This window comes from Streptomyces sp. NPDC037271, from assembly GCF_055603605.1.
On sequence record NZ_JBVJVN010000010.1, the window covers coordinates 11,850 to 22,223 of the forward strand.

At 73.5% G+C, this 10,374-nt stretch carries 9 protein-coding genes; all 9 read left to right on the forward strand.

Going from position 1 to position 10,374, the window contains the following annotated elements:
* Nucleotides 1–469 precede the first annotated feature (469 nt).
* The 9 genes from ACZ7G3_RS18675 to ACZ7G3_RS18715 all read left to right on the forward strand — a co-directional run bounded on the left by ACZ7G3_RS18675 (nucleotide 470) and on the right by ACZ7G3_RS18715 (nucleotide 10,250).
* Nucleotides 470–2,608, forward strand: a complete 2,139-nt coding sequence (locus tag ACZ7G3_RS18675) for a hypothetical protein (protein ID WP_470926836.1) — start codon at nucleotides 470–472, stop codon at nucleotides 2,606–2,608.
* 57 nt (nucleotides 2,609–2,665) lie between these two features.
* A complete protein-coding gene (pelF, locus tag ACZ7G3_RS18680) occupies nucleotides 2,666–4,195 on the forward strand; it encodes a GT4 family glycosyltransferase PelF (RefSeq protein WP_470926838.1) in 1,530 nt (509 codons plus the stop codon).
* A complete protein-coding gene (locus ACZ7G3_RS18685) occupies nucleotides 4,192–5,601 on the forward strand; it encodes a hypothetical protein (protein WP_470926841.1) in 1,410 nt (469 codons plus the stop codon). Before pelF ends, ACZ7G3_RS18685 begins: the two co-directional genes overlap by 4 nt.
* 147 nt (nucleotides 5,602–5,748) lie before the next feature.
* Nucleotides 5,749–6,750, forward strand: a complete 1,002-nt coding sequence (locus ACZ7G3_RS18690) for an SDR family NAD(P)-dependent oxidoreductase (protein ID WP_470926843.1) — start codon at nucleotides 5,749–5,751, stop codon at nucleotides 6,748–6,750.
* Nucleotides 6,751–6,784: 34 nt separating this feature from the next.
* The gene (locus ACZ7G3_RS18695) at nucleotides 6,785–7,498 is read left to right on the forward strand and encodes a nucleotidyltransferase family protein (RefSeq protein WP_426597578.1); all 714 of its coding nucleotides are present in this window, start codon (nucleotides 6,785–6,787) and stop codon (nucleotides 7,496–7,498) included.
* Nucleotides 7,499–7,505: 7 nt separating this feature from the next.
* Nucleotides 7,506–8,432: an NAD-dependent epimerase/dehydratase family protein gene (locus ACZ7G3_RS18700; protein ID WP_470926844.1), complete on the forward strand. Its 927-nt coding sequence runs from the start codon at nucleotides 7,506–7,508 to the stop codon at nucleotides 8,430–8,432.
* Nucleotides 8,429–9,091: a spherulation-specific family 4 protein gene (locus ACZ7G3_RS18705; RefSeq protein ID WP_470926845.1), complete on the forward strand. Its 663-nt coding sequence runs from the start codon at nucleotides 8,429–8,431 to the stop codon at nucleotides 9,089–9,091. Before ACZ7G3_RS18700 ends, ACZ7G3_RS18705 begins: the two co-directional genes overlap by 4 nt.
* Entirely contained in the window at nucleotides 9,088–9,894 is an 807-nt protein-coding gene (locus tag ACZ7G3_RS18710) for an endo alpha-1,4 polygalactosaminidase (RefSeq protein WP_470926847.1), read from the forward strand. The genes ACZ7G3_RS18705 and ACZ7G3_RS18710 overlap by 4 nt, the downstream gene beginning before the upstream one ends.
* A gap of 26 nt (nucleotides 9,895–9,920) precedes the next feature.
* Nucleotides 9,921–10,250: an antibiotic biosynthesis monooxygenase family protein gene (locus tag ACZ7G3_RS18715; RefSeq protein ID WP_219179743.1), complete on the forward strand. Its 330-nt coding sequence runs from the start codon at nucleotides 9,921–9,923 to the stop codon at nucleotides 10,248–10,250.
* Nucleotides 10,251–10,374 lie beyond the last annotated feature (124 nt).

The following is a 10,374-nucleotide window of genomic DNA, read 5'->3' on the forward strand; positions in this document are numbered from 1 at the left end:
AACACCGGCGAACCCCCCCCCCCCCCCCACCCCCCCCACCCCCCCCGCCCCCCCCCCCCCCCCCCCCCCCCCGCCGTCGGCGCGAGCAACATCACGATTGACTTGATCTCGCTCCACCCCCGGTCAGCGCACTGGTCGAGACCATTGACACACACGCCCTACGGAGTCCGGGGTTCCGGGCCCGCCGCCTTCCGGCTCGCAGCAGTACACGGGCCTGCCGAGACGGTCCGCCGCGCGCGGCCCGGCGTTCACCGGCCCCGCACGACCCCACTCGTTCCGGGTAAATAGACACATACGCTTTTCCGTCAAGTTCCGCAGCAGGCACACAAAAGCTCCACACGAGCCTCACTATGTGACGCGACGGAAGCGTCGACGACCGGCGTCTCAGGGGGGCGACGGCGTGGTCATGGGGTGGGGCGTGCTCCGCAGGAGCGGGTGCACCCCTGCCCGGGGGAGGGAATCACACCGCATGAAGCGGACCATTCGCACTACGGCACTCGCAGTGAGCGCGCTGCTCGCGTCGATCGGGCTGCCGGCCGGTCCGGCCCACGCCGACGCCCCGACACCGCGCGTCGACCTGCGCGTGCTGGTCGTGAGCGACGGAGGGCCGGCCACCGACGCCATCGCCGCCGAACTGGAGACCGCGGGCACGCCGTACACGGAGGTCGACCTCCAGGACGCCGGCCGGCCCGTGATCGACGCCGGGTTCCTGGCGGACACCGTGGACGGACGGCCGCGCGCCAAGTTCCAGGCCGTCGTCCTGCCCAACGACAACCCGTTCCCGGCGAACTCCGCCGAGATGGCGGCGCTCGCGTCCTACGAGCAGACGTACGCGATTCCGCAGGTCGACGCGTACACCTACGCGCGCCCCGAGGTCGGGCTGCAGTACGCGGTCGGCACCGGGTACGCCGGCAGCGTCGACGGCGTCCGCGCGGAGGTGACGCAGGCCGGGCTGGCCGGCCCCTTCGGCTACCTGGACGGGGCGGTTCCGTTCGAGGACAACTCCCCCACCGTGGGCGAGTCCTACGCCTATCTCTCGACACCCGCGCCGGGCGCCGACTTCGTCCCGTACGTCCAGGCCGCGATACCCGGGCGGGCGACGAAGGGCACCCTGGTGGGCGAGTACCGGCACGACGGACGGCGGGAACTCGTCGTCACCTTCGTCTACAACCAGCACCAGCAGCAGTTCCGGCTGCTCGCCCGGGGCATCGTGGAGTGGATGACCGGCGGGGTCCATCTCGGCGCCGGCCGCAACTACTTCGCCGTGCACGTCGACGACGTCTTCGCGGCCGACGACCGCTGGGACACCGAGCTCAACTGCACGCCCGGCGACGTGGACTGCCCGCCCGGCGAGGGCACACCGAACCCCATCCGGATGGTCCCGGCCGACGTCGAGCACGCCACCGCCTGGCAGGACAGCCGGGACTTCACGCTCGACCTGGCCTACAACGGCTCCGGCAGCGTCGACCACCGACAGGACAACAACGGCGCCGACCCGCTCACCGACAAGCTGATCGCCGACCGGGACCGGTTCCGCTGGATCAACCACACCTACACGCACGCCTTCCTGGGCTGCCGGCAGGACACCAGCGTCGTCCCGTGGAAGTGCGCGACCGACCCCGACGGCAGCACCCAGTGGATGAGCCGGAACGAGATCGCCGACGAGATCGCCACCAACCGCGTCTGGGGCGAGAGCGCCGGACTGCCGCTGGAGAACGACGAGTTGGTGACCGGCGAGCACTCGGGCCTGAAGGTGACCCCGCAGCAGCCCGAGGACAACCCGAACCTGGGCCCCGCCCTCGCCGACAACGGCATCGCCTGGCTCGCCTCGGACAACTCCCGCGACCCCGTCCAGCGGCAGGTCGGCACCGCCACGACCGTCTCCCGCTACCCGATGAACGTCTTCTACAACGCCGGACGGGCGGCCGAGCAGGTCGACGAGTACAACTGGATCTACACCGGCCGCGCCCAGGGCGGCAGCGGCATCTGCGAGGACAACCCCGCCACCTCCACATGCCTGTCCGCCCCGCTGGACACCGCCACCGGCTACGCCGAGCACATCGTGCCGCTGGAGACACGGATCGCGCTCGGGCACGTCCTGTCCAACGATCCCAAGCCGCACTTCATCCACCAGTCGAACCTCGCCGAGGACCGCATCGCCTACCCCGTCCTCGACGGCGTCCTGGGCGGCTACCAGGACCTGTTCGCAGACAGCACCCCCGTGGTGAACCTCCGCATGGAGGACATCGGCGTCGAGATGCAGCGCCGCGCCGCCTGGCGGAGCGCGGTCGACGCCGGCCAGGTCACCGCCTACCGCGTCGGTGACACCGTGACCGTTCAGGCACCGAACGGCGTGGCCGTGACGGCGACGATGCCCGCGGGCACCCTGCGCGGGGACAGCGGCTTCGGCGACGCCTACGCCGGCGCGCTCTCCGGCTGGACCCCGACGGCCGACGGGGCGCTCTCCCTCACCCTGCCGTCCTCGGCCGCGGTCACCGAAACCCCGGCAACCCTCCCCGACGGCACGACCGCCACCACGCCCACCGCGCCACCCACCCGCGTGCCGGCAGGCGTGACCGAGCCGGTGCCGTACGGCGCGCAGCGCTGAGCGCCGCACCACCACCGAAGGCCCGAACACACCCCACCTCGGCCGTGGAGCACATCCATGCACGTTCACCACGGCGCGCGACGCTCCGGCGCGTCGCGCGTCACCCTGCTCACCGAAGGCACCTACCCGCACAGCCACGGCGGCGTGAGCGTCTGGTGCGACCAACTCGTCACCGGCATGCCCGACCTCGACTTCGACGTCACGGCCGTCACCGGCACCGGGCGCGAACCGCTGGTCTGGGACATCCCCGAGCACGTCTCCCGCGTCGTCTCCGTCCCCATGTGGGGGCCCGCTCCGCAGGGGCGCGCGCCTCGCGGACGGGAGCGCGACCGGCTCGCCGACGCCTACGAACGGTTCGTGTCCGCGCTGCTCGACCCGCGCGCCGAGGACGGTTTCGGCCCCGCCCTGTACCGGCTGGCGCGGGCCGCCGCCGACGGGCGGCTCAGTCCGTTCCTGCGCGGGGACCGGGCGATCGGCGTCCTGACGGCGGTCTGGAACCGGCCGGGCCTGGCCGTGCGCGAGGCCCGGCCCACCCTGCACGACGCGGTGACCGCGACCGCGCTGCTGGAGCACGCCCTGCGCCCACTGGCCGCGCCGTACCCGGAAGAGGGCGTGGCGCACGCGGTCAGCGGCGGTGTCGCGGTCCTGCCCGGCCTGGCCGGACTGGAGCGGCACGGTGTGCCGTTGCTGCTCACGGAACACGGCGTCTACCTGCGCGAGCGCTACCTCGGCTACCGCACCGCCCCCTACCGCTGGCCGGTGAAGGCCCTCCTGCTGGGCTTCTTCCGGCTGCTGGCCGAGGAGACCTACCGCCGGGCCGCCCTGATCACACCGGGCAACCGCTACAACCGGCTGTGGGAGGAACAGGGCGGTGCCGCACCGGAGTCCATACGCACGGTCTACAACGGCGTGGACCCGGCCGCGTTCCCGCCCGCCGGACCGGAGCCCGAACAGCCCGTGCTCAGCTGGGCCGGACGGGTCGACCCGATCAAGGACCTGGAGACACTGATCCGCGCCTTCTCCCTCGTACGGGCCGAAGTGCCCGCCGCGCGGCTGCGGCTGTTCGGCGGCACCCCGCGCGGCGGCGAGGCCTACCGGGAGCGCTGCGAGGCGCTGGCGGCCCAGCTCGGGCACGGTGACGCGGTCACCTTCGAGGGCCGGGTGGAGGACATCAAGGACGCCTACGCCGCCGGGAACGTCGTGATGCTCTCCAGCATCAGCGAGGGCTTCCCCTTCACCCTGATCGAGGCCATGTCGTGCGGCCGGGCGACCGTCTCCACGGATGTGGGCGGCGTCCGGGAGGCCGTCGGCGACACCGGTCTCGTGGTGCCGCCGCGCGATCCGGCCGCCATGGCCGCCGCGGCCCTGGAGCTGCTGCGCGACGGCGAGCGGCGCCGGTCGATGGGCGAGGCGGCCCGGCTGAGGGTGATCGAGCAGTTCACGCTCCGCCAGACCATCGACACCTTCCGGTCCATCTACCTGCAGCTGTCGGCGTTCGGCGGTACGGCCGCGCACCCGGTGGCCGTCGAAGAAGAGGACGCGTTCGCGACGGCGATCGGCACGCCGGTGAGGAGCGCGACCGGATGAGCGGACCCATGGCCCTGGAACCGGGTGGCGCGGAGCAGGACACGCTGGCGCTGCGCCTCGCCGACGACCGCACACTCGCCCTGCGCGCGGCCGACCAGCACACGCTCGCCCTGGTCCGCCCCGGCGGCGACGACCGGCGCGACGCGGTCGACCGGCTGGCCGCCGAGCTGGCCGACCGCATCGCGCCCGCGGTCCACCCCTACGAGGTGGCCGCGCTGCTGGAGTCCGAGGGGATGACCGGCGAGGTGATCCGGGAACGGTACGGGCACTCCGACCTGTTCTCCCTCGCCACGGCGTTGTACGAGCGCATACCGCGTACCTTCCCCGATCCCCCGCGCCCCGCCGACCCCTGGCGGCCCGACCACGTGCGGTGCGCGCTGCGGGGCGCGTTGTTCGCACTGCCGGGTCTCGCCTACGCGCTCGCCGGGCGCCTGCTGACCGAGGGCGGCGCGGTGCGGGCGCTGGTGGTGGCGGGGCTCCTGTCCTGGGCCTGGAACCAGGCGCTGGGCCACCGGGCCTACCTGCGGCTGGCGACGGGACGGCGGGAGGCCGGCCGCACTCTCCTCAAGGGGGCGCCGCTGGGCGCCGTGGCGGCGGCGGGGGCCGGGGCGGTCCTCGCCGGGTCGGGTGCCACGTCGCTGGCCGTGACTGCTCAGTCGGGGTATCTCGCGGCGGCCGGTGTGCTGCTCGTACTGGGCCGGGAGCGGCTGCTGCTGGCCGCGCTCGCGCCGGTGATCGCGGGTGCGGCGGCGCTGCCGTGGTGGGAGCCCGGGGCAGTGGTACGGGCCGGGCTGCCGCTGCTGTCGCTGCTCGGCGCCGTGGTCGCGGCCGGCTGGGCGCTGCGCGGCACCCTCGCGTCCGCGCCCGTACCGGACGCCGCCCGCCCGCGGCCGCTGCGCTCGCTGCCGTACGGTCTGTTCGGTCTGGCCGCCGGCACGCTGGTGTTCCTGGCGGGCCGTCACCAGCCGTGGGCGGTGATCGTGCTGACCCTGAGCATGGGTCCGGCCGAGTGGCTGCTGTACCGCTACCGCGGTCTGTCGGTGGCGGCGCTGCGGGCCACCGGCACCCCGGCCGGCTTCCGGCTGCGGTCGGCGGCCGTGCTCGCCGGCTGCCTGCTGGCCTACCTCGGTCCGCTGCTGCCGGCGGCGCTGCTCGTCGACGCCGAGCCCGTCACGCTGCTGCTGCTCGCGACGGTGCTGTGGACCTCCCTGCTGCTCCAGGCCTTCGGGGTGGCCTGGCCGCCGGCCGCGCTGTGTCTCGCGGCGGCCGGCGGCGCCGGGTCGGTCACCCTGGCAGGGCTGCCACCGGGCCCGGCGACCGCCCTGTCGTCGTGCTGCGGTGCCGCCGCGCTCTGTCTCACCGTATGCGTGCTGTGGCTGCTGGGCCGGCCTGCCGCCCATGGGTGATCCCGCGGCGGAACCGCCGTACCGACGGGGGCCCGGACGGGCCTCCCCTACATCGTCGGCCCACCGACCCACCGACCCATCGACCATCGACCATCGACCATCGACCATCGACCATCGACCATCGACCATCGACCGGAAGGATCCCGCGTGACCGCCACACCGCTCGCCGCCGTCACCGGAGCCGAGGGATTCATCGGCTCCCACCTCACCGAGGCGCTCGTCGCCTCCGGCCACCGGGTGAGGGCCATGGCGCAGTACAACTCCTTCTCCTCCTACGGCTGGCTGGAGACCCTCTCCCCCGACGTCCTCGACCAGGTCGAGATCGTCCTCGGCGACGTCCGCGACCCCGGTTCGGTCCGCCACCTCGTCGAGGGAGCCGACTGCGTCTACCACCTGGCCGCCCTGATCGCCATCCCGTACTCCTACCGGGCACCGCACAGCTATGTCGACACCAACGTCACCGGCACGCTGAACGTCCTGGAGGCGGTCCGCGCCCAGGGCACGCCCCGGCTGGTGCACACCTCCACCAGCGAGACGTACGGCACCGCGCAGACCGTGCCGATCACCGAGGACCACCCCATCAACACGCAGTCGCCGTACGCCGCGTCCAAGGCGGGCGGGGACCGGCTGGCGGACAGCTACCACGCCAGTTTCGACACCCCGGTGGTGACACTGCGGCCCTTCAACACCTACGGCCCCCGGCAGTCGATGCGGGCCGTGATCCCCACCGTCATCGGCCAGGTCGCGGCCGGCGAACGCACCATCACCCTCGGGGACCTGCGCCCCACCCGGGACTTCACCTTCGTCAAGGACACCGCGCAGGCGTTCCTCGCGGTCGGCACCGCGCCCGCCGAGCGGGTCGTGGGCCGCACCTTCAACGCCGGGACCGGCGGCGAGATCTCCGTCGGCGACCTGGTGGCGCTCATCGGCAAGGTGATGGACACCGCGCTCGACGTACGGGAGGACGCGCAGCGTCTGCGGCCCGCGAACTCCGAGGTGATGCGGCTCGTCGCCGACGCCGGCCGGCTGCGGGCGGCGACCGGCTGGAGCCCGGCACACGACCTGGAGCAGGGCCTCGCCCACACGGTGGAGTTCTTCCGCGACCCGGGCAACCTCGCCCGCTACAAGACCGGCATCTACAACATCTGACCACGACCGGCACGTTGACCGAGGGGGGAACCTCATGCACGCAGTGATCCTGGCCGGAGGCAAGGGCGTCCGGCTGCGGCCCTACACGACCGCGCTGCCCAAGCCGCTCGTGCCCATCGGCGACCAGCACGCCATCCTGGAGATCGTCCTGCGCCAGCTCGCCACGGCCGGGTTCACCGGCTGCACGATCGCCATAGGCCACCTCGGTGAGATCATCCGCGCCTACGTCGGCGACGGCTCGCAGTGGGGTCTGACCGTCGACTACGCCACCGAGGAGAGCCCGCTCGGGACCATGGGGCCGCTGCTCACCATGCGCGAGCGGCTGCCGGAGCACTTCCTGGTCATGAACGGCGACATCCTCACCGACCTCGACTACGCCGACGTCCTGGGCCGGCACCGCGCCTCCGGTGCGCCGCTGACCATCGCCACGTACGCCAGGAAGGTGCACATCGACTTCGGAGTCCTGACCACCGACGCGAGCCGGGTCGTCGCCTTCACCGAGAAGCCCAGCATGGACTACCGCGTCTCCATGGGCGTGTACGGACTGACCCGGGCGACACTCGACGGCTACACCGCCGGACTACCGCTGGGCTTCGACGAGTTGGTGCTGGACCTGCTCAAGGACGGCAACCCGCCGCACGCCTACGACTTCGACGGCTACTGGCTCGACATCGGCCGTCCCGACGACTACGACCGGGCCAACGCGGAGTTCACCAGCCGCAAGTCCCTGCTGCTCAAGGGAGCCTGAGCACCGCATGCGCATTCTCGTCCTGGGTTCCACCGGCTATCTGGGCGCCCACGTCGCCGAGCGGCTGCGCGCCCTGCCCGGCGCGCGGGTCCTTGGCGGCGGCCGCTCCGCCGCCGCCGACGTGACCGTCGACCTCGCCGGCGACCCTGTCGACCGGCTTGCCGAGGCTCTGGCGTCGGCGGCCGTCGACACCGTCGTCAACTGCGCGGGCGCGACCGGCGGCGATCCGGTGACGCTCGCCGAGCTCAACGCCCGCGGCCCCGCCGTCCTCTGTGCGGCGCTGCGCCGGGCCCGTCCCGCGGCGCGACTGATCCACCTCGGTTCGGCCGCGGAGTACGGGCCGGGGGCGGAGCGGGTCAGGGTGCCGGAGTCGGGGCCCACCCGGCCCCTGTCCGCCTACGGGGCCACCAAGCTGGCCGGCACGGTCACGGTCGCCACCTCCGAACTGGACGCGGTGGTCCTGCGGGTCGGCAACCCGGTGGGACCCGGCGCGCCGCCCACCGGCCTGCCCGGCCGGGTCACCGGACTGCTGCGCGCGGCGGGCACGGACCCGGAGGCGGTGCTCCGGCTGGGCGACCTGTCGGCGTACCGGGACTTCGTGGACGTACGCGACGTCGCGCGGGCGGTCGAACGCGCGGTCACCGCGACCGGGCCGCTGCCGCGCCTGCTCAACATCGGTGGCGGCGACGCCGTGCCGGTGCGCCGGCTGGTGCGGACGCTCGCGGACACCGCGGGCTTCCGCGGCCGGATCGAGGAACAGGGCGCCGGCTCGGCCCGCTCGGAGCAGGTGTCCTGGCAGTGCTCCGACATCACCGCCGCCCGGGCCGCCCTCGACTGGCGGCCGTCGTACTCGCTGGACGAGTCGCTGGCCGCGCTGTGGTCGGCCGGCGCCCGGCCGGCGTCCCTCACCACGGAAGGCGACCGGCCGTCGTGAGCCTGCTGATCCCGCTGTACGTCCACCCGGCCGAGGACCCTGGCTCCTGGCACCGGCTCATCACGGCGGCCGACCGCACGTACGGGGTCGTCATCAACCCCGCGAACGGGCCGGGCCGTGCGCCCGATCCCGCTTTCGCCGCGGCGGCCGGGGCGCTGCGGGCGGCGGGCGCCCGCCTGCTCGGCTACGTCGACACGGACTACGGGACGCGTCCGGCGGCCGAGGTCGCCGAGGACGCCGGGCGGCACCGGGAGTGGTACGGGGCCGACGGCTGCTTCCTGGACCGGGTGAGTTCGGCCGCGACCGAACTGCCCGCCTGCAGAGCGCTGGTGCGTGGTCTGCGCCGACAGGGATCGGCTCCCGTCGTGCTGAACCCGGGGGTCCACCCGGCACCGGGTTACGCACGGCTGGCCGATCTCGTCGTCACCTTCGAGGGGTCCTGGTCCGCCTACGTGTCCGCGTTCAGCCGGCCGGACTGGACGCTGCGGCACCCGCCCGAGCGCTTCTGCCACCTGGTGTACGGGGTGCCCGAGGCGCTGGTCCCGCTCGCCGTACGCACCGCGCACGAGCGCGGTGCCGCGGTCTCCGGGCCCGTCACCGGCGAGCCACCCAACCCCTGGGCCCGCCTGACCCCCGTACTGACCGGGGCGGAGCGATGAGGAGGGGGCGGGCGCTCGCCGCGCTGCTGGCGGCGCTCACCCTCTCGGCGGTGAGCGGGTGTGCCGGTGCGGACGGCACACCGCCGCCGGGCCCGTCCGCCACCGCGGTGTGGCAGCCCCGGCCCGGGCTGGCCTGGCAGTGGCAGCTCGACGGCCGGGTCGATCCGTCGGCCGACGTCCCGGTCTACGACATCGACGGCTTCGAGAACGACGCGGCCGACGTGGACCGGCTGCACCGCGCCGGCCGCAAGGTGATCTGCTACGTCAACGTGGGCGCCTGGGAGGACTTCCGGCCCGACCGGGACGCCTTTCCCCGTACGGTGCTGGGCGAGCCCAACGGCTGGCGGGGCGAACGCTGGCTCGACATCCGCCGGATCGCCGTACTGCGGCCGATCATGGAGCGGCGGTTCGACATGTGCCGGGACAAGGGCTTCGACGCGGTGGAGCCCGACCTGGTGGAGGGGTACGGGAACAGGACCGGTTTCCCGCTCACCGCGCGGGACCAGCTGGCGTACAACCGGATGATCGCCGGCATCGCCCACGAACGCGGTCTGGCGGTGGGCCTGAAGAACGACCTGCCGCAGATCCCGCAGCTGGTGGACGACTTCGACTTCGCGGTCAACGAACAGTGCGCCGAGTACGGGGAGTGCGCGCGGCTCACGCCGTTCGTCGAGGCCGGCAAGGCGGTCTTCCATGTGGAGTACAGCGAGCCGACCCGGGGATTCTGTCCCGAGTCACGCCGGCTCGGACTGTCCTCGATGCTGAAGAGGCCGGAGCTCGGGGTCTGGCGCGATCCTTGTTGACCGCGGCATACGGCAGGATGGTGCCCATGAGCGTAGTCAAGATCAACGTACTGACCGTCCCCGCCGAGCAGCGCGAGACGCTGGAGAAGCGCTTCGCCTCGCGGGCCCATGCCGTGGAGAGTTCCGACGGGTTCGAGTGGTTCGAGCTGCTGCGGCCGGTGGAGGGCACCGACGACTACCTCGTCTACACGCGCTGGCGTGACGAGGCGTCGTTCCAGGCCTGGATGGAGGGGCCGATGAAGGCGGCGCACCAGGGCGGTGGCGCGGAGGGCGGCGAGCGCCCGAAGCCCGCGGCGAGCGGGTCCACGGTGTGGTCCTTCGAGGTGGTGCAGCAGGCGGCTCCCAAGGAGGCGTGAACGCGGTGGTGGGGGGGGGGGGGGGGGGGGGGGGGGGGGGGGGGGGGGGGGGGGGGGGGGGGGGGGGGGGGGGGGGGGGGGGGGGTGTCCCAGACTTGTGGGGTGTGGTGGTTGGGGTGGGTGC

Bases quoted from the DNA above. Each gene is read 5' to 3' on its own strand.
- ACZ7G3_RS18695 (WP_426597578.1), top strand. From the start codon at position 6,785: ATGCACGCAGTGATCCTGGCCGGAGGCAAGGGCGTCCGGCTGCGGCCC.
- ACZ7G3_RS18700 (WP_470926844.1), top strand. From the start codon at position 7,506: ATGCGCATTCTCGTCCTGGGTTCCACCGGCTATCTGGGCGCCCACGTC.
- ACZ7G3_RS18710 (WP_470926847.1), top strand. From the start codon at position 9,088: ATGAGGAGGGGGCGGGCGCTCGCCGCGCTGCTGGCGGCGCTCACCCTC.
- ACZ7G3_RS18675 (WP_470926836.1), top strand. From the start codon at position 470: ATGAAGCGGACCATTCGCACTACGGCACTCGCAGTGAGCGCGCTGCTC.
- ACZ7G3_RS18715 (WP_219179743.1), top strand. From the start codon at position 9,921: ATGAGCGTAGTCAAGATCAACGTACTGACCGTCCCCGCCGAGCAGCGC.
- ACZ7G3_RS18685 (WP_470926841.1), top strand. From the start codon at position 4,192: ATGAGCGGACCCATGGCCCTGGAACCGGGTGGCGCGGAGCAGGACACG.
- pelF (WP_470926838.1), top strand. From the start codon at position 2,666: ATGCACGTTCACCACGGCGCGCGACGCTCCGGCGCGTCGCGCGTCACC.